Genomic DNA, 21,830 nt, shown 5'->3' on the forward strand with positions numbered 1-21,830 from the left:
CCCCGCGAAGGCCCGGTCCGGCGCGGCAGCCCCCGTGCAGGAGGACGAGGATCCGAGCCTCGCCGCCGGTGCGACCGCCTTCGGCGATGAGGAGGCCCAGGCGCTCGACGACACGACGGACGCCTACGCCTCCGGCGACGACGTGGAGGTCTCCGACGAGCTGTCCCCCACGCCGGTGTCGGAGGAGATCGAGGTCTCCGAGGAGCTCCCCGTCCTCGCGTCCGACCTGGAGTCGGAGCCCGGCGCTGCCTTCGCGGAGACCTCCGCCGCGCTGGCCGCGAGCGAGCCTTCCAAGGCCCCACGCGTGGCCCCCGCCGCCACGACCCCGAGCGCCGCGGAAGCCCGCACGGGCGTGAACCCGCCCCTGCTCACCGAGTGGATCCCCACGGTGAAGCTGCCGGGCACGGAGCCGGGCCAGCCGTTCATGCAGTGGCCGGCGAGCGTCGCGCTGACGGTGAACGGTGAGCTGCTGACCCGCCTGGAAGGGCTCCTCGCCGTGCAGGGGCAGGTCACCTTCCAGCAAGAGATGAAGCGCTTCCGGGGCCGGCCCACGGACAAGCCCTTCGGCGAGGGCGTGCAGGGGATGGTGCGCGCGAAGGGGCAGGGGACGCTGCACGTGGCGCCCGGGGAGGGGCGGCAGCTCCTTGCTGTAGAGCTGGACGAGGAGTCCATCTACCTGCGCGACGCGTGCGTCTTCGCCTTCGAGGAGCCGGTGGTGTTCGAGAACGGCCGCGTCCCGTCGGACCTGGCGCCGGACCTGGACCTCGTGCACCTGCGCGGACAGGGGCGGGTGCTCCTGAGCCTCGCGGGGGCGCTGCGCTCGGTGCCGGTGGCCATGGACGCGCCGGTGTCGGTGCCCCTCACGCACCTGGTGGGCTGGCTGGGCAACCTCACCCCCCGCGTGGTGCCGCTGCTCCAGTCCGCTGGCGGGGAGACACTGCGCTGCGCGGTGGAGTTGGGCGGCGAAGGTTTTGCCCTCATCGCAGTCGGGGTCCGGTAGAAAGCGCGCCCATGGCCTCGGACCGAGCTCTCAGGAAGCAGCGCAAGCGCGAGGAGCGGGCCCGCAAGCGCGCCTCCCGTCGTCCCAGCATCCTGGTGCAGGAGTTCTGGAACCTGCCCAACATGCTCACGCTGGGGCGGATCCTCATCATCCCCGTGTTCGTGTGGCTCACCTACGACGCGGACCCGCTGCACTCGCTGCTCGCGGGCCTGGTGTTCGCGGTGGCCTCCATCACCGACGTGGTGGACGGCTACCTCGCCCGCAAGTGGAACCTCATCACCGTGGTGGGCAAGTTCATGGACCCGCTGGCGGACAAGCTCATCGCCATGGCCGCCCTGGTGATGATGGTCCGGCTGGGCCGCATCGCCGCGTGGGTCGTCATCGTGCTGCTGGCGCGCGAGTTCATCGTCAGCGGCCTGCGCACCATCGCCGCCAGCGAGGGCATGGTCATCGCCGCCGGCCAGGAGGGGAAGTGGAAGACGTCCCTCCAGCTCGTGGGGATCATCTCCCTCTGCGTCCACTACGTGCACCCGCTGGACCTGGGCTTCCGCACCGTCACGGTGGACTACAACCAGGTCGGCAAGGTGCTGGTGTACCTGTCGGGCGCCTTCTCCGTGTGGAGCGCCGTTGTCTACTTCCGCGCCTTCCTGGGGATGCTCGCCCGGAGGGGGAGCGCGGATGCGGATCCGGATGCGAAAAGTGTTTGACGAGTCCGAAGGCCCTCGGTATACCCCACCTCACTTCCGGCGCGGCACCGCCCGACGGAAAACGCAGCACGCGGTACAGCGGTCCTGATGCGGGAATAGCTCAGCGGTAGAGCATCGCCTTGCCAAGGCGAGGGTCGAGGGTTCAAATCCCTTTTCCCGCTCCAAAAATAAAGGCCCTCTGGGAAACCAGGGGGCCTTTTTCTTTCTCCCCTTGGCTCCGGGATTGGCTCGCGACAGCAGGCGGGCACGCGAGGGACGGACGGCCTGCTGTTTACCGGGTCATTCGCCTCCGGCGGACCGTTTGCGGTATGGATACCGGCGCATGATTCGCAACTTCCGGGAACTCTACTCGTACCGGGGGCTCCTCCTCAGCCTGGTGCAGCGCGAGCTGAAGGCGCGCTATCGCGGCTCGGTGCTGGGCTTCTTCTGGACGTTCCTGAACCCCACCCTGCATATGCTCGTGTACACGCTGCTGTTCAGCGTGTTCATGAAGAACCAGATCCCGAACTACGCCTACTTCCTGTTCGTGGGCCTGCTGCCGTGGACCTGGTTCTCCACGTCGATATCAGCGGGGGCCAGCTCCATCAGCGACCGGCGCGACCTGATGACCAAGGTGCGCTTCCCGGCCCAGGTGCTGCCGGCCACGGTGGTGGCCACCAACTTCTGCAACTTCATCTTCTCCCTGCCGCTGATGGTGGTGCTGGGGCTGTTCTTCGGCGTGGTGCCGTCCTGGCACATCCTGGCCTTCCCGGTGGTGGTGCTGGTGCAGATGTGCTTCACCTTCGCGGTGGTGTACGCGGTCAGCGCCTTCAACGTGACGTTCCGGGACCTCCAGCACATCGTGATGAACCTGATGATGCTGTGGTTCTTCGTCACGCCGGTGCTCTACAAGCTGTCCACCATCCCGGAGGCGTACCGTCGGGTGCTCCAGGTGATCAACCCGATGTCCATCCTCATCACCTCGTACCAGGCCATGTTCTACGAACACCGCCTGCCGGACGCGGTGCCGCTCGTGTCGCTCCTGGGCGTCTCGCTGTGCCTGCTGTGGGGCGCCACGCAGATCTTCGAGAGCCGCCGCGAGGAGTTCGCGGAGTCCATCTAGATGGCCAACCCACCGACCGAGGACGCCATCGTCATCCAGGACGTGGTGAAGAACTTCCGGAAGCGGACCATCCGGGGGGAATACACCACGTTCAAGTCGGAGCTCGTGCGCTGGCTGCGCGGCAACCGCGTGTCCAAGCAGGGCCGCTTCATCGAGTCGCTCCGGGGCGTCAACCTGCGCATCCCCAGGGGCCAGACGGTGGCCATCCTGGGGCGCAACGGCAGCGGCAAGAGCACGCTCTTGAAGCTGATCACCGGCATCTACGCGCCCACCTCCGGCACCATCACGGTGAACGGGCGCGTCTCCGCGCTCCTGGACCTGGGCGCGGGCTTCCACCCGGACTTCTCCGGCCGGGAGAACATCCTCATCAACGGCATCATCCTCGGCATGTCCCGCGCGGAGGTGCGCGCGAAGATGGACGCCATCATCGCGTTCAGTGAGCTGGGGGAGTTCATCGACGAGCCGGTGCGCACGTACTCCAGCGGCATGTACATGCGGCTGGCGTTCTCCGTGGCCACGCACGTGGATCCGGACATCCTCATCATCGATGAGATCCTCGCCGTGGGAGACGAGCACTTCAGCAAGAAGAGCATGGCGAAGATGACGGAGTTCAAGCGCCTGGGGAAGACCATCGTCCTCGTCACGCACGACATGGCCACCGTGGAGCGGTGGTGTGATCAGGCGGCGTGGCTGGACGGCGGGCGCATCCGTCGCATGGGTACCCCCGCGGAGATCTCCGCCGAGTACCGGCAGGCGGTGTCGCTCGCGGAGGCGCGCTCCACCGTGTTCACGCCGCCAGCGCTGACGGAAGGCGGAGGGGCGCTGCCCGGCCTGCCGGAGGGGCCCCCTGTCACGGACGCGCCGAAGCCCGTGCCCCAGGTCGCCGTGTCCCGGGTGTGGCTGACGGGCCCGCGCGGGGAGGAGCTGGGCACCATCGCCCCGGAGACGCGGGCGGAGGTGTGCATCGACTACGTGGCCCGCGAGGCCGTGGAGGACGTGGAGTTCGTCCTCACGCTGGCGTCCGCGGACGGGCCGGTGCTGTACGCGACGAGCACCCGGACGGACCGGGTGCCACTGCCGACGCCGTTGCCGCCGCAGGGCCGGCTTCGCTTCGTGCTGCCGCGGGTGGGGCTCCTGGGGGGCGCCTACGTGCTGAGCGTGGAGCTGAAGACGGGCAACAACGCGAACCCGGAGGCGGGGCGCGAAGCGCGCTGCACCTTCTCCGTGTCGACCGAGCATGACGACCGGGGTGTCTTCCGGCCGGAGCATGCCTGGGTGGTGGATGAGGCTCCGGCCGCCCCCGTCCAGGCCGTCTCCGTGCCCAAGCATGCCGCGGCCTCCTGAGGGGAGGAGGCCTCCCCGCACGCCGCGGCCCGGGGCCTTGAAAAGGGGAGGCGCCTGGGAAGTGAGCACCTTGTTCCACAGCATGCCCGAGGGGGGGCAGGCGTCGACGTCCGCCGCGGAGCTCGCCGAGCAGATCGCCGCCTTGCGCGCCGAGCCTGACGGCGCGAACGCCCCGGCCCTCGCGGCCCTGACGGAGCGGTTGCGCAGGCTGGCGCCTCCGGCCAACGCGGCGCTGTCGCCGCTCCTGGCCGCGGCCCGGCTCGCCGTCCCCTTCGAGTTCTCCGTGCCGCCCTCGCACCGCTCCGCCATCGGGCAGTGGGTGACGGCCGCCAAGCGCGCCTTCGTGCTGGGCCTGCGCCCGCTCCACGTCGAATTGCTGCGGCCCCAGGGCGCCTTCAACCAGCGCGTCCTGCGGGTGCTGGAGCGGCTGGAGGCCCGGCGCGACCAGGGCCTACGCGAGGACCTGACGGCGTGGGTCCGCGCGCAGCTCGACGCGGAAGGGCCCTCCGTGGCCGCCCCGGTGGCGCGGCCCTGGAAGCTGGCGTGGCACGCGTGGAGCCGCGCCCTCAAGCCGGTGCTGGAGCCGCTGCTCGCGCGCCAGGCGGAGTGGAACGCGCTGATGCGCGACACGCTGCTGTCCGTCGCGGCCGCGGGCACGCCGGACGTCCTGGACGCCACGCACCGGGTGGCGCGGCTCGTGGCCCTGGCGTGGCCGCTGGCGCGTCCGGGGCTGCCCCGGGGCCTGCGGGCCTCCGCGCCGCTCTGGGGTGAGGTGCTGCGCCGGCAGTCGCGCTTCAACGGCGAGGCGGTGGTGGCGCTGGCCGCCATCCTCGGGGTGCGCACGCCGCCCCCGGCGCTGCCCGCGCTGGAGGACTTCCATCACTGGTGCACGCTGCGGGAGCCGGCGGACGTGAGCGCCGCCCGGAGCGGCCTGGAGCGCCTGCCGCGCCGGCCCCGGCTGTCCCTGGTGGTGTCCACCGCCGGAGCCTGTCCCTCGCACCTGCGCGAGTGTCTGGCGTCGGTGGAGGCCCAGCTCTACCCGCAGTGGGAGCTGGTGGTGGTGGGGCCGGAGGACGGGCCCCCGCTGCCGGAGCCCTGGGGCCCATCGCGCCGTCAGCCGCGCATCCGCCGGGTGACGCTCTCCGGTCCCGCCGACCTGGCCCGCGCGCTGAGGGTGGGCGCGCAGGCCGCGAGCGGGGACTTCGTGGGCGTGCTGGGCGCGGAGGACACGCTCGCGCCCCATGCGCTGGCGGAGGTGGCGCTGGCGCTGGGCGCGGATCCGTCCCTGGACGTCGTCTACGGGGACGAGGACCGGCTGGACGCGCGAGGGCGCCGCACCGCTCCGTTCTTCAAGCCGGACTGGTCGCCGGACCTGCTGCGCTCGGTGGACTACCTGGGCCGGCTGGTGATGGTGCGCCGCTCGCTGGTGGAGTCGGTGGGCGGCTTCCGCGAGGGCTTCCCGGGGGCGGAGGAGTACGACCTGCTCCTGCGCGTCAGCGAGGCCTCCGAGCGCATCGGGCACGTGCCGCACCTGCTCTACCACCGGCGCGCGGGGCTCGTGGGCCAGGTGTCCCCCGAGGGGCGCCGCGCGCTCGAAGAGCACCTGGAGCGCCGGGGCGAGCAGGCGGAGGTGACGGTGCCGGGGCCGGGCCGCTACCGCGTGCGCTACGCGGTGAAGGGCTCGCCGAAGGTGTCCATCATCGTCCCGTTCAAGGACCGGCCGGACCTGCTGGAGACGCTGGCGGACACGCTCCTGACGAAGACGACGTACCGGCACTTCGAGTTGCTGCTGGTGTCCAACAACAGCACGCGCCCGGAGACGTTCGCGCTGCTGGACACGCTCACGGACTCGCGCGTGGTGAAGCTCACCTGGGACTTCCCCTTCAACTACCCGGCCATCAACAACTGGGCGGCGGGGCAGGCCACGGGCGAGCTGCTGCTGTTCCTCAACAACGACATGGAAGTGGTGGACCCGGGCTGGCTCACGGAGCTGGTGTCCCAGGCGCAGCGCCCGGAGGTGGGCGCGGTGGGGGCGAAGCTCCTCTTCCCGGAAGGCACCGTGCAGCACGCGGGCATCGTCGTGGGGATGACGGGCATGGCGGGGCACCCCTTCTGGCGCCTGCCGGACGGGCCCATCTCCACGCCCTTCGGACACACGGAGTGGGTGCGCAACTGGCTGTCCGTCACCAGCGCGTGCGTGATGATCCGCCGGCCCCTCTTCGACGCGCTGGGCGGCTTCGACGAGCGCTTCCTCCTGTGCGGCAGCGACGTGGACCTGGGCCTGCGCTTGAACGCCCAGGGCCTGCGCGTGGTGTGCACGCCCTTCGCGCGCGTGGTGCACCACGAGTCGGCCAGCCGCCGCACGGACGCGATTCCGGAGCCGGACTACTGGCGCTCCTTCACGTCCTACCGGCCGTGGTTGAAGCGGGGCGACCCCTACTACAACCCCAACCTCACGCTGCTGTCGGGGGACTGCGACCTGCGCCGGCACGCCGAGGACGGCGAGGCGCTGGCGGTGCGCACGCTGGCCCACGAGGTGCCCAGCGCGCGCCGTCCCCCGAAGTAACGCCGGGGGGGCGCGGGCCTAGCGGATGGCCCGCCAGGTGAACCAGGCGTCGTAGGCCAGGTTCGCCAGGGGCAGGCCGCTGCGCCTCACCACGCCGTCGCGCCAGGAGTTGGTCTCGAAGGCCTTCCACACTTCCTTCAGGGCCCCCTTCACCGAGCCGGCCTGGGACAGCTTCCTCAGCTCCAGCTTGAGGCCGAAGGTGGTGATCTCATGCACCCCGAAGCTCTCCACGTGCGAGTACTTGAGGAACTCGTGCGCCTCCTCGTCCGTGGGGTAGCGCGTGTAGCGCAGCAGCTCCTGGAGCGTGCCCGGCTTCAACTCGTCCGCGGTGAAGCGCAGGAGCGGTGACAGGCGCGCGTAGTCCCGCGCGTAGTCGTAGATGCCCTCCTGCACCCGGCGGAAGAAGCGCGCTGCGTTGTCCTTCTCCTGCTCGTGGTGGACCAGCTCCGGCAGGGGCAGGTGCGGCGCCCACGGGTTCTGCCCGTAGCGCAGGGTGCTGCCGTGGTTCGCCGTGGTGATCATCTCGAAGATGGCGGTGTTGCGCAGGAAGTCCGCCTCCTCCAGGTCGCGCCGCCGCAGGTCCGACAGGTAGCCGTACTTGAAGGACTTCTTCGCCAGCGGCTGACCGTCCGGCACGTAGGCCAGGTAGAAGCCGTGCAGCTCCGGGAAGCGCGGCTCGTGCTCGAAGGCGCGCATCAGGTTGTCCTGCATGCTGCCCTTCCACCCGATGTCCACGAGCGCCGTGCGCTTCAGGCCCATCAGCCCGCGGTAGTCCAGGTAGCGGGCGAGCGCGGCGCGGGCCTCGTCGCGGCGGTGGTGGAAGGCCACGCGCACGCGGCGCGACGCGAGGAAGCGCTGGAAGGCCTCTTCCTTCGTCGGCTCCACGATGGGGCGGTCCGGGTCGGTGAGGCCGCACTCGGCGGCCAGCCGGATGAACTCGTCCTGGGGCAGCGACAGGTTCTTGAGCAGGCCGCGCAGCGACTGGCGGCTGTACTGACGCCAGAAGCGGTGGACCTCCTCCCAGCTCAGCTCCCGCATGGACGCGAGGATGGTGGAGGCGCGGCTGACGAACAGGTAGTGCGCCTTCGGCACCCGGCGGAACAGGCCGGAGTCCTTCAGGATGGCGAACACCTTCAGCAGCGTCAGGCCCTCGCGCGCGAGGAAGTAGACGTGGTCGATGCCCAGCTTCTCCGAGCGCTCGATGACGTCCACCACGAAGGCCACGAGCCCCGGCGCCAGCGTGCGGCCCAGCTGGTAGCTGGGGTCGTCCTCGTAGTCGCGGACATGGCGGGCCTCGTTGCCCAGCACGACGTCCACGTAGTGCGCGGCCCAGAACGGGTTCTGCTCCACGGCCTTCTGGGCGATCTCCAGCCGGCGGCGGCGCTGCTTCTCGTCCGGGTCCTCCACGCGCAGCGTGGCGATGCCCAGCCGGCGCGGCTGCACGTTGTCCGCGTTCTCGTCGTCACCGACGAAGAAGAGCTGTCCCGGCTGCAGGCCCTCGCGCTCCAACACGCGAGGGAAGAGGCGGCCCGTCGCCTTGCGCAGCCCCTCGTCGATGGAGACGTAGCCCGCGTCGAAGTACTGCTCCAGCCCGCAGTGGCGCAGCAGCTCGCGCAGCAGCGGGGCGGACAGGTACATGTCGCTGACGAAGATGAGCCGCTTGCCCTGGGCCTTGAGCGCGGCCAGCAGCTCCGGGATGCCCGGCGCGGGCCGCAGCGCGCACTTCTCCAGCTCGATCTCCAGCGCGCGCAGCTCCGCCGCCATGCGCGAGCGGTGGGGCTCCACGGGCACCCAGCTGCCGGCCCAGCGCAGCAGCAGCTCCTCGAAGTCCACCTCGTTGTCGCGCCCCTGGGCCACCTGTTCTCCGGCGACCTCCATCTCCAGGACGAAGCGGCGCTGGCGCACCTCGGCCACGGTGGGCATGCGCTCCGGGTGGAGCAGCTCCTGGAGCCGCGACACGAAGCCGCGCGCCACGGCCGTCTTGAGCCACTCGCCCTCCACGCTGCGCACGACCAGCGTGTTGAAGACGTCGAAGCCCACCACGTCGTAGCCCGCCGTCAACGTCAGCAGGCGCTCCTGCAACGTGGCGAAGGGCGCGGACTCCACGGACACGGCGTCGCCCGTGCGCAGCAGGCGCGAGGCCTGCGACAGCCCCTCCACCAGCTCCGGGGGCAGGGCCTCCGCGGTGAGCACGGACATGCGCTCGGCGGCGCTCGCGCGGGGCTGCTTCGTGGCGGCGGGTGCGCCCTTCTGCATCAGGTACAGGTCGCGCGCGGCCTCCACAGCCCAACGCTGGAGGGAGGGAAGCAGCGCGGCCGCTGCGGGTTCACGGCGGGCATTCATCTGCTTCCGGTGTCCTTGGCTCTAGTTGGGGACGGCCGCGAGGGAGCGGCTGGGACGCGTGACCTTCTCCGCGCCGAGTGCTTCCGGAGCGGCCTCCGCGACGCGAGGAGGTTCCACGGCGACGGACGCCACCGGGGTGGACGGGCGCGCGGGCGTCAGGGACGCCAGGTGCGCCACGGGATCCGCGAACAGGTACGCGTCGTGGAGTACGCGCTGGAAGCACGCGGACGCATCGAACGCCTCGCGCATCTTCTGCCAGGCCCGGATGCGCACCGGGCGGAACGACACGGGCATGCGAAGGACTTCATCCACCGCGCGCGCCCAGTGGCTGTCCGGCCGGTAGAGGAACTCGTCCTCCGGCTCCACGTACCAGTCGGAGGCGAACACCGTGTCCGCGATGACGAGCAGCCCGTGCGCCATCGCCAGGAGGGGCAGCGCATCAAACCGGCCCATCAGGTCGCGCGACGCGTACACCAGCGTCCCCGCCTGCTCCAGCGCCCGGGTGACCTCGTCGGGCGTGGCGTGCGCGGACAGGATGTCCACGGGGGCGACCTTGAGCAGGGCCTCCAGGGCCTCCGGAGTCGGGCGGGCCCAGTCCGCCACCAGCACGCGCCGGCTGTCCAGCCTCGGGCCCGTGGCGCACCGGGCGGTGTCCACCGGCAGGGGCAGCGTCTGCAACAGCGGCAGCCGCGCCAGCTCCGGCGACGCGGGCGTCTCCAGGTAGGTGAGCCAGCGGAAGCCCTTCACGTCCGGGCCCGACGTGCGCGACAGCAGCTCGATCTCCGCCGCGTTGAACAGCGGCGAGGGGATGATGCCGATGCGCATGGCGCCGGGCAGGCGCGCCGCGAGCTCCGGCGTGACGTCCTGGGGACGGAAGACGAGCGTCGCGTCCGCGCCCCACGCGTGGGCCGCGTCGATGGCGGCCTCCCACTGGCCGGCCGTCACGGGGAAGAAGCGGACTTGCGCCCACGCCGCCTGGACGGGCACGTGCGGCTCGAAGGCCGGCTCGCCCAGGAAGGCGACGCGCTGGGGGGAGGAGGGCGGATGGACTCTCATGACAGGACTCGCGTGAGGCGCGCGCGGAGGGACTTCTTGAAGTCGTCCGACACCAGCTTCTGCAGCGCGCGGACGGGGCGGGACTTCTTGAACTGGCGGTAGCGCTCCAGCAGCACCTGTTCGCCCGGCCCCACGTACGGGTGCAGCGACGAGTGGCCCTTCTCTCCGCGCCAGACGTCATCCAGCCAGTGGCCGTGCATGGTGGACATCGCGGCCAGCGCGGGGCGCAGGTGCGCGTTCGTCCAGCCTTCCGCGTGCAGCGCCTCCAGCCCGGAGGCCACCTGGCGCGTGCTCGCGTCCCAGTCCGTGAACGCCTTCGCGGTGGCGAGCGCGTTCGTGCGCAGGTGCGCGAGGTACGCGGGCTGCGTGCTCAACAGCTGGAGGAACTGGACGATCTGCCGGCGGTTGTACGGCTCCACCAGCAGCGAGTTCTGTCCGTGCACCATGTACTCGTCGGTGCCGGTGACGGTGTACGTGATGGCGGTGCCGCCCTGGGAGAACATCTCCAGCGGCGGGCCGAACATGCCCTCCACGCGGGAGAGCTTCAGCAGCACGTCGTACTGGCCGTAGACCTGGTGCACCTGGTTGATGGGGATGCGCTCGTGCACCTGCACCGGCTGGCCGCCCACGGTGGGCTTCTCCCCGCCGGACGACGACGCGAGCCACCCGGTCTCGAACTGGACGCCCTGTTCGGCCGCCAGCTCCAGCACCTCGAACGTCTCCGGCACGCCCTTGAAGCCCACGCCCCAGGGGCCCTCCACCAGCACGCGCAGCTTGCCCTCGCGCTGGGGCGGGGCCTGCACGCAGGGGAAGTGCTCGCGGGACAGGCCGTTCTGCACGTAGAGCGTCTTGCCCTCCGGCTGGAGCGTCTGGATGAACTCCACCAGCCACTTCGCCTCGGTGACGAAGAGCAGGGGCAGCGAGTACGTCTGCCGGTTGAGCAGCTTGTAGTGGCGCTCCGCGTGGAAGCGCGACTCCAGGCTCTGGTTCAGGTAGCCGTACACCCGGGCGCTGACGCGCCACAGGTCGTAGAAGGTGATCCACCAGGTGGCCAGCGCGAAGTCGAAGGACTCGCCTTCGGCCTCCGCGAGCGACCGCCGCGGGATGTCCGCAAGCCGCGGGTGCCACAGCGGATACGTCAGCTTGACGGGGCCCGGGGTGATGAGGACGACCTCATGGCCAAGGTCCTGCAGCCGTGAGGCGTATTCGAGGATGACGTTGGAACCACCGGAGATATTGGCGATGTCACCAACGAGGAACCCGATCTTCATGCCTTGGCAACTCGCGTCGTGGGCCGGATGCGGCCCGGGGGAAACGATTCGCCGCCGCCGTTGATTCTCCCCGTGGCATCCCCCTCAGGTCTGACTTGAACGAGGCAGGCGAAGCGAGCGGTCGATGTAGCCCGAAGAATGTCCCTGCGTCAACGCCCGGGCGGTGGCCGCGCACGGTCGCCGCCCGTCGAGCAGGCACCCATGCGCTCAGTGTCCAGAAGCGCTCGGATCGTCCTTCTCCAGTCGCTTCATCCGGGCCTCCAGCTCGCGGCGCCACAGCGCCTGGGTGCGGGCGTGTTCGCGCTGGTTCTCGATGACCACGGTGAGGGCGTCCAGGATGGCTTCGTTGAAGTGCACCTGGCGGCGCAGCACCTCGTTGATGAAGGGCTGGAACGCGCCCCGGAAGGTTCGCTTGGCGAACACCAGCACGGGGCCCACCAGCGGCCGGTGTGACGTCGCGGGCTCCACGTAGCGCACGTCCGCCTTCGCGCGCGCCTCCAGCAGCAGCGCCGGCCACTGGCCCGCGACGGGGGCGCGCAGGGACGCGGCGAGGGTGCGGCGCAGCGTGTCCCGCACGGCGGTGGTGGGCTCGGGGAGGCGCTCCGTGGCGGCGGCCACGGCCTGGGCGGTGGGCTTGAGCGTGAGCAGGTCCTCAGCGTGCATGGCGGTGCCCTCGTTTCTTCGATGCCAATGAGCGGACCAGCGCGTCCGCCGTGGCGTGGATGTCCGCGCGATCCAACTCCAACAAGCGGGGGCCCAGGTGTTGCCGGGCGGCCTCCGTCGCCGTCTCGTCGGACGAAGCGGCCGCGTCGCGCACGCCCCAGCCCCGGCGACCCACGGCCTGCATCAACGACTGCGCCACCGCCGTGTCCGTGCCCAGCAGCACCACCGTCCCCGTCGAGGCCCGCACCGCCGTCTCCAGCGACGACGAACCGGGGAGCGGCTCCGGCGTGGGGCCCACGGGCTGATCCGGGGTGAAATGCCAGACAGGCGCTCCCTCGGTCGCCTGGGGACCGAGCGAGAGGGTGGGCTCCTCGCCCCGGGCGCGCAGGGCCAGCAGTCGGGACTCGGGCAGCCGCTGTTGCAGCTCGCGCGCGAGCCGGGACATGGGGGCATCCGGCCGCGTGATGAAGCCGGGGCACACGAGCTCGACGGGGGGCGCGGCGGGAACCCCGGTCTGTTCGGGCATGCGGCCTTCGATGAAGCCCTGCAGGGCGGTGCGCAGTCGGGCGGCCACGGCCTGCTGGGAGAGGCCCGCGACGCGGTCGCGCTGCGCGGTGAGGACCTGCTGGCGCAGGGCCGGTTCACGCTCCAGCACGGCGAGCAGTTGAGCCACGTCCAGGGGGTCGCGCGAGAAGCTGGTGACGCCCGCGCCGCCCATCGTCTCCGGGACGGCGGCGGCGCCATACGCGACGACGGGGACGTCGCGGTACATGGCCTCCAGCAGCGGCACGCCGAAGCCCTCGTGCCGGCTCATGGACAGGTACGCGGTGGCGGAGGCGAAGCACGCGGAGAGCTGGGCCGCGCTCACGCGCCCCATGAACCGGATGTGCTCCGGGCCGAGCAGGTCCTTGAGGCCGTGCAGGAAGCCGCCGTAGGGCGCGTCGCGGTGGATGTTGCCCGCGATGAGCAGGCGGCTCTTCGGCTGGTACAGGCGCTGGTACGCGGTGAAGACGCGCAGCACGTCGTCCACGTACTTGCTGGGCACCGCGCGGCCCACGAAGAGGATGTTGGCGAAGCCGTCATCCAGCTCCTCGCGCAGCGCCGGATCCGGCGGGGTGTCGAAGGCGTTCCAGTCGATGGCGAACGGCAGCACGTCCACGTGCCGGTAGCCCGCGGCGACGAGCTCCTCCGCGCTGAAGCGCGAGTAGGCGAACGCGCCGTCCACGTGCGGGCGCAGGGCGAGCAGCTCCCGTCGGGCCGCGTCGCAGGCGAGCGCCGCGCCGCGGTCGAAGCCCTCGAAGAGCCGGGCGGGCGTGATGTTGTGGTAGACGAGCAGCTTGCGTCCGCGCGAGCGGGCGATGAGCGGCACCAGCCTGGACTCGAAGCTGTGGTGGACGAGCAGCACGGAGTCGCGCGTGGACTCGCGCGGGTAGCTCTTGGCGGAGCGCACCTGTTCGCGGCACGCGTCGTCCCAGGCGTCCGCGTAGATTTCGGACGTGTGGCCCCAGGAGCGCAGCAGGCTCTGGAGGTAGCGCACCTGGTTACCAATCGCATCACCCCAGGCCAGCCGGGCGACCAGTTGATGGATGTGCAAGGGACCGCCTGGGCCGTGAGGATGTCGCTGCTGCACGCGCGCGTTCCCTTACAACCGTCCTGCCCGCCCTTACAAGCGGGGTTGACGCGCCTTGACGGAGGCTCCTCCGCACAGTAGCCAGGGCCCCCCACGCGTACCCAAGGTCTGGTGCATGTCAACGAACGTCCTGGTCACGGGGGGATGCGGCTTCATCGGGTCCAACCTGGTGCGCTACCTGCTCCGGGAGCGACCGGACTGGAAGGTCGTCAACCTGGACCGGCTCACCTACGCGGGCAACCTGGAGAACCTCGCCGGCCTGGAGGACGACCCGCGCCACGTCTTCGTGCACGGCGACGTGTGCGACCGCGCGGGGGTGGACCGGGTGCTCGCCGCCCACGCCATCGACGCCGTGCTCCACCTGGCCGCGGAGAGCCACGTGGACCGCTCCATCCAGGGCCCGGAGGTGTTCGTCACCACCAACGTGCTGGGCACCCAGCACCTCCTGGAGGCCTGCCGCGAGCGCGGCGTGCGGCGCTTCGTACAGGTCTCCACCGATGAGGTGTACGGCTCGCTGGGGCCGTCCGGCGCCTTCACGGAGGCGTCACCCCTGCAGCCCTCCAGCCCCTATTCGGCGTCCAAGACGGGCGCGGACCTGCTGGCCCTGGCGTACCACCACACCTTCGGGCTGGACGTGGTGGTGACGCGCTGCTCGAACAACTACGGGCGCTACCAGTTCCCGGAGAAGCTCATCCCCCGCATGGTGGTGAACGCGCTGAGGAACCAGCCGCTGCCCGTCTACGGCGACGGCCAGCACGTGCGCGACTGGTTGCACGTGGAGGACCACTGCCAGGGGCTCCTGCTGGCGCTGGAGAAGGGGCGGGCGGGGCAGGTCTACAACCTGGGCGGCGGTGCGGAGCGTAGGAACCTGGACCTGGTGAAGGGCATCCTCACGGAGCTTGGCAAGCCGGAGTCACTGATCCAGTTCGTCACCGACCGGCTGGGGCATGACCGCCGCTACGCCATCGACCCCGCGAAGAGTCGCGAGGAGCTGGGGTGGGCGCCCACGCACGGGTTTGAGCAGGGGCTCGCGGACACGGTGCGCTGGTACGTGGAGCACCCGGAGTGGTGGGAGCGGGTGCTGAGCGGCGAGTACCGCAACACCATCACGCTGACGCCCCGGGGACGTGGAGCATGAGCCGCTTCATCGTGACGGGAGCGAACGGGCTGGTGGGCCGCAGGGCGTGCGCGCTGCTCGCAGAGAAGGGCCACGCCGTGGTGGGCCTGGGGCGCGGCGTGCGTCGCGCGGCGGGCGCGCATGACTACGAGGAACTGGACCTGACGCGCGAAGCGGACGTGGCTCGGGCGCTGTCCCGCCTTGCCCCCGAGGTCATCCTCCACTGCGCGTCGATGACCGAGGTGGACGCCTGTGAGAAGGCGCCCGAGGCTGCCTATGCCGCGAACGTCACCGCCACGGCGGCCGTGGCCCGGGGCGCGCGCGAGGCCGGCGCGCACCTGGTGCATGTGTCCACCGACTACGTCTTCGACGGCGCGGCGGGCCCGTACGGTGAGGACGCGGTGCCGAACCCGGGGGGCGTGTACGCGGTGACGAAGCACATGGGCGAGCAGGCCGCGCGTGTGCTCGCGCCCGGATGCGCGATTGCCCGCACGGCGGTGGTGTACGGCTGGCCGCCGGTAGAGGGCCGGCTCAACTTCGGCGCGTGGCTGGTGAAGACGCTGGGGGCGGGGCAGCCGGTGAAGCTCTTCGAGGATCAGGTGGTGTCCCCGAGCTTCGCGGAGAACGTGGCGGCGATGCTGGTGGAGCTGGGCGAGCGGCGGCTGGGCGGAACGTGGAACACGAGCGGCGGCACGGTGTTGGACCGGGTGGCCTTCGGGCGGGCGCTGTGTGAGGTGTTCGGCTTCGACGCGGGACTGATCGTCCCCACGAAGATGGCGGACCTGAAGCTGTCGGCGCCCCGGCCGCTGCGCAGCGGCTTGAGGACGGAAAAGGCGCGGGAGCTGCTGGTGGAGAAGCCGCTGGCGCTGGAGGAGTCCCTGAAGCGCTTCCATGCGACGTGGCGTCGGGCCGGGGAGGCGGGATGAAGGGCATCATCCTCGCGGGAGGTTCGGGCACGCGGCTATACCCGCTGACGCTCGTGGTGAGCAAGCAGCTGCTCCCCGTCTATGACAAGCCGATGATCTACTACCCGCTGACCACGCTGATGCTGGCGGGCATCCGGGAGGTGTTGATCATCTCCACGCCGCAGGACCTGCCGCGCTTCCGCGACCTGCTGGGCGACGGCACGCAGTGGGGGCTGTCCCTCCAGTACGCGGAGCAGCCGCGGCCGGAGGGCCTGGCGCAGGCGTTCGTCATCGGCCGGGACTTCGTGGGGGGTGACACGGTGTCGCTCATCCTGGGGGACAACATCTTCCACGGCGATGGCCTGAGTGAGCTGGTGCGGCGGGCGGCGCGGCGCACGGCGGGCGCGACGGTGTTCGGCTACTACGTGAAGGATCCGCAGCGCTACGGCGTGGTGGAGCTGGCGCCGGGCAACCGCGCGGTGAGCATCGAGGAGAAGCCCGCGACGCCCCGGTCCAACTACGCCGTCACCGGGCTGTACTTCTATGACAACCAGGTGCTGGACATCGCGGCGGCGCTGAAGCCCAGCAAGCGGGGCGAGCTGGAGATCACCGACGTCAACGCGGAGTACATGCGCCGGGGACAGCTCACGGTGGAGCTGATGGGCCGAGGCTACGCGTGGCTGGACACGGGGACGCACGAGTCGCTGATGCAGGCCTCGTCATTCATTGAGATCATCGAGCGCCGTCAGGGCCTGAAGATCGCGTGCCCGGAGGAGATCGCCTTCCGGATGGGCTACATCGACGAAGAGCAGCTCACGGCCCTCGCGGCGCCGATGTTGAAGAACGAGTATGGCCAGTACCTGATGGCGCTCCGAGCGAACCGGGGGGTGGCGCCATGAAGGTGCGGCCCACGGAGCTTCCGGAGGTCCTCCTGCTGGAGCCCCGTGTGTTCGGGGACTCGCGGGGCTTCTTCGTGGAGACGTTCCACGCGCAGCGCTACGCGGACGCAGGCATCCCCGGCACTTTCGTGCAGGACAACCTGTCGCGGTCCGTGAAGGGCACGCTGCGGGGCCTGCACTTCCAGGAGCCGAACGGGCAGGGGAAGCTGGTGCAGGTGCTGGCGGGCTCGGTCTGGGACGTGGTGGTGGACGTGCGCAAGGGGTCGCCCACGTTCGGCCGGTGGATGGGGGCGGAGCTGTCGTCGGGGAACAAGTGGCAGCTGTGGATCCCCCCGGGCTTCGCGCATGGCTTCTGTGTGCTGAGCGACTCCGCGGACTTCTTCTACAAGTGCACCGCGCAGTACGCGCCGGAGTCGGAGCGGAGCGTGCTCTGGAATGATCCGGACCTGGCCATCCCGTGGCCGGTGCGCGAGCCGCTGCTGTCGGAGAAGGACCAGCGGGCGCCGAGGCTGAAGGACGCGCCCGTGCTCCCTGTCTTCTGACTTCCGGGCAGCCGGGCAGGCGTGACGTGGGGGCTTGCCATTGAGAGCCCCATGCGCGGTCAGCAGGCAGGGAGGCGAGCAACGACTTCAGGGTAGAGGCCAGTCAGGGGATGGAATGGCCAATCTCTTCCGAGGCAGTGGCGGCACACCTCGGAGGAGGCAGCATGGTTTGGCCCGGCAAGGGAATGGGTTGGAAGGAGTTCTTCAAGTCCCTCAAGGCCGAGTGGGCGCGGGACAACGTGGGAAACGTCGCGGGAGCCCTGACGTTCCAGGGCATCCTCGCGCTGTTCCCGTTCCTGCTATTCCTCGTGTCCCTGGCGGGCGTGCTCATTGATCCGCACCAGGCGCAGGAACTGATCCAGCAGTTGTCGAAGGTGGCACCGCAGGAGGTGACGAAGATCCTCGGTGAGCGCCTGAAGGCGCTGGCGGACAGCAATCCGGTGGGGCTGCTGACCATCGGCGGCGTCGGCGCGATCTGGGCGGCGTCGGGCGGCATCGTGGGGCTGATGGAGGCGCTCAACACGGTCTATGGCGTGGAGGAGAAGCGCCCGTTCTGGAAGAAGCGGGGCATCGCGCTCCTGACGACGCTGGGCACGGCGGTGGTGGCGGTGCTCGCGGCCATCGTCGCGGTCGTCACGCCGGCGGTGGCGAACAAGCTGGGCGATCCCGTGGGGACCATCGTCTTGTGGCTGCGCCTGCCGGTGGCGGGGTTCCTGATGATGTGCCTGTGGGCGGTGCTGTATTACGTGCTGCCGGACGTGAAGCAGAAGTTCAAGTTCATCACGCCGGGCTCGGTGGTGGGCGTGCTCATCTGGGTGGTCGCGTCGTGGGGGTTCTCCAAGTACGTGGCGAACTTCGGCTCGTACGACGTGAACTACGGCGCCATCGGTGGCGTCATCGTGCTCCTGCTGTGGATGTGGATCTCCGCGCAGGTCATCCTGCTGGGCGCGGAGATCAACGGGATCCTCGAGCACAAGTCGCCGGAGGGTAAGTCGCCTGGGCAGCGCGATCCGGCGCAGCCGGGACCGAACGTGACGAAGACGGAGGCGGAGGAGCGGGGCGCGAACCTGCCGGGCGCAACGGACTTCCGTCCCGTGCCGCCCGCGCCGCCGTACACGACGCAGCCGGTGCCGCTGAGCAAGACGCCCCTCGCGGCGGCGGCGAAGTGGGCCGCGGGCGTGGGCCTGGGCGTGTTCCTGATGCGCCGCAAGTCCACGGCGCGGTAGGGACACGGACCTGGATGTGATTCGAGAAGCGGGCGGTCCTCTCATGGGGGGGCCGCCCGTGGTCGTTTCAGGGCAGGGGCGTGGTGACGTAGTCCTTCCCGTCCGAGTGGCAGCCGTGACAGGTGGAGTGGGCGCGGCCGTAGTAGTTGTTGGAGTAGTCCGGGCCGAAGCCCTCGTAGAAGATCCAGGTGTCCTTGCCGGCACCGTCGGTGACCTTCACGTCCAGCGCGTGGCCCCGGACGGTCTTCCCATCGTCCTCGAACAGCTCCTTGACGAGGATGCTGCCCATGGGGTGCGTGGTATTGCCGTCGCGCAGTGAGCCCACGACGAGGTCATTGAAGAAGACCCGGACCTTGCTGCCGTGGGGCGCGCGCGTGTCGTGGACGGTGGGTTCGGCGAGCCAGGACTTGTAGTGGCCCGCGCGCACGAAGGCGGTGATGCCCTGTTCGGAGGTATCGAGCTCGTGGACGACGCCGAGGCCCTCGTCCACGGAGGAGGAGGGGCCACAGGCGGTGGCGAGGCACAGGGACAGGAGCAGGAGGCGCGGGTTCATCCTCTGCGTTACGCCGGTGTCCCGCTGTCGGTTACTGCTCCGAGTAGGTGTGGGAGAGGTCGATGTAGAGGGAGATCACGGTCTCGGGGATGGTGAGTTCGACCCCACCCAGGTTCAGGTCCTCGGGGGTGACCTGGTAGTTGATGGTGCCGATGGTGTCATCGAGGGTGAACGGGTCGACGTCGATGACCGCGATTTCGAGGGGGTTCTTGAGGAGGTTGGAGGTGATGACCTCGCAGCCGCCGGTGGACCAGGTGGGGTGCAGGCTCGTGGACTCGGGCGTGCGGGAGAGCTCGGGCGCAGAGGGGCAGCGCATCTCGACGACGACGTCCGGAGGCGAGCCATCGGAGTCCCACTCTTCGTCATCTGGAGGCTCGAACGAAACGATCATGGCCTCGAGCGGCTGCACCCGCGTCCGCATCACGCCCGGGATGCACACGTTCTTGCCCAGGTGGCACACGTTGCCGTCGGCGCAGTTCTCACACGCTGCGCCATTGGGGCCGCAGGCGGTGTCGCTCCGGTACTGGATGCACTCCTTCTCCGCGGTGCAACACCCGTCCGAACAGTTCTCCGGGGTGCACTCCGGAGGTTCACAGGCGGGGAGGAGCAGCGCGAGCGTCAGGGCGAAGAGGAGGGTGGCGAGGGTTTTCATGAGAGCGGCGGAGAACCCTAGCAGACCGAGGTGGAGGGCCTTCAATCCACACCCAGCACGGGACGGGTCACGAGAAACGAGATCGCCGCCCGCTTCCGGAGACTGAATTCCGGCGGCGGGCGACGATGGGGTACGGGCTCAGACTTTCAGTCCGGCATGATGCAACTCAGCGGCGCGCACGGTAGTCGCACGCCTTTGGCGAACTCGGCTTTTAGGAAAGGTGCTAATTCTTTGACCGGGTGGCGTTTAACGCGCGGGCTGGCGCATCTTGCCCAATATGAGGGCGCACGCGCGAAGCCGAGGAGTGAAGTTGAAGCAGGCGGACAGAGCAGCGCTGGATATTCTGGCACACGCGGGCGGGAATCGGTGCGGCGCGGCGAGACAGGGTGCTGCGGGTGCTGTCCCGAAGAGCGTTGATCGCATCGCGCATGGCTTCACCGGCTTTCCCAACTAAGCCATAGAAGAAAAGGCCAGCTGCTCTGGAGCAGCTAACCTTTTCCTTCTTCTGATTTTAAAGGCGATCCCAGTTCATCCATCCAGCACCTTTGCGACCCGGACACTGCTACCGACAACCCACAATCGATTCCTGGCGCGAGCCAACGCCACGTACAACAACTCCTGCTCGATGGCGACGTCTACTTCGTCCGCGCACCAAAGAATCACTGCGGCGGCTTCCAGTCCCTTGAAGCGGCGTGCTGTATCCACCAACACGCATCCAGGCTGCCAGAGGCGTTCAAAACTCCAGCGCGCTCCGGCAGGATCTCCACGACCATGGAGAGCCCGGAAGTGGCCGTCCTTCCGGTCACCCGCTACCAGCACGACGATCTCATCGGGTTTCAAGCCTCCCTGATGAAGCAAGCCGCTCACCGTCGACTGGATGTGCTTTGCCTGGGAATCTAGTCCATCACTGGAGAGGCGAATGAGTGGTTCGCCGGGGAGATCGGGGGGCGCTACGTCATCGCCGTGATAGTAGCGATAAGCCGCATCGTGGATTGGCAGCGTATTGCGACAATTCTCCGTGAGCAGTAGGGGCGGCCCAAGGCCGAGATTGGAGAGGTCCTTCGCGAGTTTGTAGATGGCTTGGTTCGGATCATAGAAGACGTAGAGCTGGGCGTCGTCTTGGCGTTCAAGCAACAACTCCAGCGCCATCCAATGCTCGTCGCCAAAGTCCTGCCCTTCGTCCACCAGGATCGCTTGATATCGCAGGGAAGGATCTGCATCGGCTGACAGGGCCAGCGCATAGGGCTTCTGCACGCTGTACTCATCCGCCTCGGGATATGATTCCTGGGCCCGAGCCAAGAGGTCGATTCCCTGGGTGCTCTTTACGTGATCCACACGCCAATCACAAAGCTGGTGGAACTGCATGACCTGAAGGTTTGCGACACCCTCCGCCTCGCGCTTCAAGAAGTCCGCCAACGCACGCGTGTAGCAGACCAGAAGCGTCTTTCGCCCCTGCCCGGCCAGCATCCGTGCATGCTGTAGCGCGATTAGCGTCTTACCCGTGCCCGCCGCGCCAGCAATGGCAGCTCGGGCGCGATAGCGCAGGTTCTGCAGCACCAGCGCTTGGCGCTTCGTAAGCTCGACCTGACGGCGCTGCTCCCGCGCGATGGCCAGCGAAAGCGCCGCAGTGACCGTTACCGGAGCGCAGAAAACCGACCGGACCACGTTCATTCCAGTCGTTCCAAGGAGCTTCCAGGACGTGTCATTCGTCGCCCAGTAGCGGAAGACCCCATCCACCCACGCTCCGAGGCGCTTCACGTCAGGGCCGGCCCCCATGATTTCCTGGGGTCGATTCGGTGCCACGAAAGTCCGCGTGTTGAGTGAGTCAGGAAAAAGCACGGCGTGACCCATCAACAGCCTGGGAGGCCCGGCGGCCCCCCATCGCGGCCCTGCGGCCTTGAGGTTTTCCAGCACCTGGTACTTGTTGTCGATCGCCTGCTGAATGGGATCTCTGATCTTGTACGTCCCCCTTCTGCCCTGGGATGTCCACCGCCCTCGCGTATCCCTCGACACGGTGCCGCCCTTGACTTCAATGACGACAAAGCCTCGCTTCGGATCGAAGACGACGAAGTCGGCCTCCGCGTCCATCGGAGGGGAACCCCGTGTACGGGCGATCAGATTGAGCCCATGGAGCACCAGCCAGTCGGCTGGAGCCTGATCACGGAAGGCCCGGTAGACGTCCACTTCAGCAGACGACTTCTCCTCCAGTTCCTTGAGCTCCAGGTCCGTCAAATCCGGAAACATTTGTGCCATG

18 protein-coding genes and 1 tRNA gene are annotated in these 21,830 nt (G+C 69.3%); 11 read left to right on the forward strand and 8 right to left on the reverse strand.

Annotated elements, in window-relative coordinates:
• The 6 genes from D7V97_RS07535 to D7V97_RS07560 all read left to right on the forward strand — a co-directional run.
• Positions 1 to 1,000 (forward strand): AIM24 family protein (locus D7V97_RS07535; RefSeq protein WP_199728735.1); only part of this gene is annotated, 1,000 nt, incomplete at its 5' end.
• A gap of 11 nt (positions 1,001 to 1,011) precedes the next feature.
• Positions 1,012 to 1,707 carry a CDP-diacylglycerol--glycerol-3-phosphate 3-phosphatidyltransferase gene (gene pgsA, locus D7V97_RS07540; RefSeq protein WP_120609922.1) on the forward strand — a complete coding sequence of 232 codons (696 nt, stop codon included), beginning with the start codon at positions 1,012 to 1,014 and terminating at the stop codon, positions 1,705 to 1,707.
• Positions 1,708 to 1,796: 89 nt separating this feature from the next.
• Positions 1,797 to 1,871: transfer RNA gene (locus D7V97_RS07545), tRNA-Gly, on the forward strand.
• A 158-nt stretch (positions 1,872 to 2,029) separates the two neighbouring features.
• The gene (locus D7V97_RS07550) at positions 2,030 to 2,809 is read left to right on the forward strand and encodes an ABC transporter permease (protein ID WP_120609923.1); all 780 of its coding nucleotides are present in this window, start codon (positions 2,030 to 2,032) and stop codon (positions 2,807 to 2,809) included.
• Positions 2,810 to 4,153, forward strand: a complete 1,344-nt coding sequence (locus D7V97_RS07555) for an ABC transporter ATP-binding protein (protein WP_120609924.1) — start codon at positions 2,810 to 2,812, stop codon at positions 4,151 to 4,153. It abuts the gene before it with no gap.
• A 61-nt stretch (positions 4,154 to 4,214) separates the two neighbouring features.
• Positions 4,215 to 6,719 (forward strand): glycosyltransferase family 2 protein, encoded by a 2,505-nt coding sequence (locus D7V97_RS07560; protein WP_304988498.1) that lies wholly within the window; start codon positions 4,215 to 4,217, stop codon positions 6,717 to 6,719.
• 18 nt (positions 6,720 to 6,737) lie between these two features.
• Here the strand turns inward: D7V97_RS07560 and D7V97_RS07565 are convergent, their stop codons facing one another.
• The 5 genes from D7V97_RS07565 to D7V97_RS07585 form a co-directional block, all read right to left on the reverse strand.
• Positions 6,738 to 9,062, reverse strand: coding sequence for an HAD family hydrolase (locus D7V97_RS07565; RefSeq protein WP_120609925.1), 2,325 nt, complete (start codon positions 9,060 to 9,062; stop codon positions 6,738 to 6,740).
• 21 nt (positions 9,063 to 9,083) lie between these two features.
• Positions 9,084 to 10,118, reverse strand: coding sequence for a glycosyltransferase (locus D7V97_RS07570; RefSeq protein WP_120609926.1), 1,035 nt, complete (start codon positions 10,116 to 10,118; stop codon positions 9,084 to 9,086).
• Positions 10,115 to 11,389: a glycosyltransferase family 4 protein gene (locus D7V97_RS07575; protein ID WP_120609927.1), complete on the reverse strand. Its 1,275-nt coding sequence runs from the start codon at positions 11,387 to 11,389 to the stop codon at positions 10,115 to 10,117. Before D7V97_RS07575 ends, D7V97_RS07570 begins: the two co-directional genes overlap by 4 nt.
• 207 nt (positions 11,390 to 11,596) lie before the next feature.
• On the reverse strand, positions 11,597 to 12,052 hold the full coding sequence (locus D7V97_RS07580) for a hypothetical protein (RefSeq protein WP_199728736.1): 456 nt from the start codon (positions 12,050 to 12,052) through the stop codon (positions 11,597 to 11,599).
• Positions 12,042 to 13,646, reverse strand: coding sequence for a glycosyltransferase (locus D7V97_RS07585; protein WP_233582562.1), 1,605 nt, complete (start codon positions 13,644 to 13,646; stop codon positions 12,042 to 12,044). The genes D7V97_RS07580 and D7V97_RS07585 overlap by 11 nt, the downstream gene beginning before the upstream one ends.
• 151 nt (positions 13,647 to 13,797) lie before the next feature.
• Here D7V97_RS07585 and rfbB point away from each other — a divergent pair, with 151 nt between their 5' ends.
• The 5 genes from rfbB (at position 13,798) to D7V97_RS07610 (ending at position 18,371) form a co-directional block, all read left to right on the forward strand.
• The gene (gene rfbB / locus D7V97_RS07590) at positions 13,798 to 14,820 is read left to right on the forward strand and encodes a dTDP-glucose 4,6-dehydratase (RefSeq protein WP_120609928.1); all 1,023 of its coding nucleotides are present in this window, start codon (positions 13,798 to 13,800) and stop codon (positions 14,818 to 14,820) included.
• On the forward strand, positions 14,817 to 15,725 hold the full coding sequence (locus D7V97_RS07595) for an SDR family oxidoreductase (protein ID WP_120609929.1): 909 nt from the start codon (positions 14,817 to 14,819) through the stop codon (positions 15,723 to 15,725). Before rfbB ends, D7V97_RS07595 begins: the two co-directional genes overlap by 4 nt.
• Complete coding sequence (gene rfbA / locus D7V97_RS07600; RefSeq protein WP_120609946.1) at positions 15,722 to 16,603, forward strand: glucose-1-phosphate thymidylyltransferase RfbA; 882 nt, start codon at positions 15,722 to 15,724, stop codon at positions 16,601 to 16,603. Before D7V97_RS07595 ends, rfbA begins: the two co-directional genes overlap by 4 nt.
• Positions 16,600 to 17,145, forward strand: a complete 546-nt coding sequence (gene rfbC / locus D7V97_RS07605; RefSeq protein WP_120609930.1) for a dTDP-4-dehydrorhamnose 3,5-epimerase — start codon at positions 16,600 to 16,602, stop codon at positions 17,143 to 17,145. Before rfbA ends, rfbC begins: the two co-directional genes overlap by 4 nt.
• Before the next feature lie 164 nt (positions 17,146 to 17,309).
• Positions 17,310 to 18,371 (forward strand): YihY/virulence factor BrkB family protein, encoded by a 1,062-nt coding sequence (locus D7V97_RS07610; protein WP_120609931.1) that lies wholly within the window; start codon positions 17,310 to 17,312, stop codon positions 18,369 to 18,371.
• Between the two features lie 67 nt (positions 18,372 to 18,438).
• Here the strand turns inward: D7V97_RS07610 and D7V97_RS07615 are convergent, their stop codons facing one another.
• From D7V97_RS07615 to D7V97_RS07625, 3 genes are all read right to left on the reverse strand, one after another.
• A complete protein-coding gene (locus tag D7V97_RS07615) occupies positions 18,439 to 18,924 on the reverse strand; it encodes a hypothetical protein (protein ID WP_120609932.1) in 486 nt (161 codons plus the stop codon).
• 31 nt (positions 18,925 to 18,955) lie between these two features.
• On the reverse strand, positions 18,956 to 19,576 hold the full coding sequence (locus tag D7V97_RS07620) for a hypothetical protein (protein ID WP_120609933.1): 621 nt from the start codon (positions 19,574 to 19,576) through the stop codon (positions 18,956 to 18,958).
• Positions 19,577 to 20,104: 528 nt separating this feature from the next.
• Positions 20,105 to 21,829 (reverse strand): nuclease-related domain-containing DEAD/DEAH box helicase, encoded by a 1,725-nt coding sequence (locus D7V97_RS07625; protein WP_120609934.1) that lies wholly within the window; start codon positions 21,827 to 21,829, stop codon positions 20,105 to 20,107.
• Position 21,830: the final 1 nt, after the last annotated feature.

It is taken from the genome of Corallococcus sp. CA053C (assembly GCF_003611675.1).
In the GTDB taxonomy this organism is placed as follows: domain Bacteria; phylum Myxococcota; class Myxococcia; order Myxococcales; family Myxococcaceae; genus Corallococcus.

Excerpts from the sequence above, each read along its gene's own strand:
- rfbC (WP_120609930.1), top strand. The coding sequence starts at position 16,600 with ATGAAGGTGCGGCCCACGGAGCTTCCGGAGGTCCTCCTGCTGGAGCCC.
- D7V97_RS07575 (WP_120609927.1), bottom strand. The coding sequence starts at position 11,389 with ATGAAGATCGGGTTCCTCGTTGGTGACATCGCCAATATCTCCGGTGGT.
- D7V97_RS07625 (WP_120609934.1), bottom strand. The coding sequence starts at position 21,829 with ATGGCACAAATGTTTCCGGATTTGACGGACCTGGAGCTCAAGGAACTG.
- D7V97_RS07620 (WP_120609933.1), bottom strand. The coding sequence starts at position 19,576 with ATGAAAACCCTCGCCACCCTCCTCTTCGCCCTGACGCTCGCGCTGCTC.
- D7V97_RS07580 (WP_199728736.1), bottom strand. The coding sequence starts at position 12,052 with ATGCACGCTGAGGACCTGCTCACGCTCAAGCCCACCGCCCAGGCCGTG.
- D7V97_RS07555 (WP_120609924.1), top strand. The coding sequence starts at position 2,810 with ATGGCCAACCCACCGACCGAGGACGCCATCGTCATCCAGGACGTGGTG.
- rfbA (WP_120609946.1), top strand. The coding sequence starts at position 15,722 with ATGAAGGGCATCATCCTCGCGGGAGGTTCGGGCACGCGGCTATACCCG.
- D7V97_RS07565 (WP_120609925.1), bottom strand. The coding sequence starts at position 9,062 with ATGAATGCCCGCCGTGAACCCGCAGCGGCCGCGCTGCTTCCCTCCCTC.
- D7V97_RS07610 (WP_120609931.1), top strand. The coding sequence starts at position 17,310 with ATGGTTTGGCCCGGCAAGGGAATGGGTTGGAAGGAGTTCTTCAAGTCC.
- pgsA (WP_120609922.1), top strand. The coding sequence starts at position 1,012 with ATGGCCTCGGACCGAGCTCTCAGGAAGCAGCGCAAGCGCGAGGAGCGG.
- D7V97_RS07550 (WP_120609923.1), top strand. The coding sequence starts at position 2,030 with ATGATTCGCAACTTCCGGGAACTCTACTCGTACCGGGGGCTCCTCCTC.
- D7V97_RS07615 (WP_120609932.1), bottom strand. The coding sequence starts at position 18,924 with ATGAACCCGCGCCTCCTGCTCCTGTCCCTGTGCCTCGCCACCGCCTGT.
- D7V97_RS07570 (WP_120609926.1), bottom strand. The coding sequence starts at position 10,118 with ATGAGAGTCCATCCGCCCTCCTCCCCCCAGCGCGTCGCCTTCCTGGGC.
- rfbB (WP_120609928.1), top strand. The coding sequence starts at position 13,798 with ATGTCAACGAACGTCCTGGTCACGGGGGGATGCGGCTTCATCGGGTCC.
- D7V97_RS07595 (WP_120609929.1), top strand. The coding sequence starts at position 14,817 with ATGAGCCGCTTCATCGTGACGGGAGCGAACGGGCTGGTGGGCCGCAGG.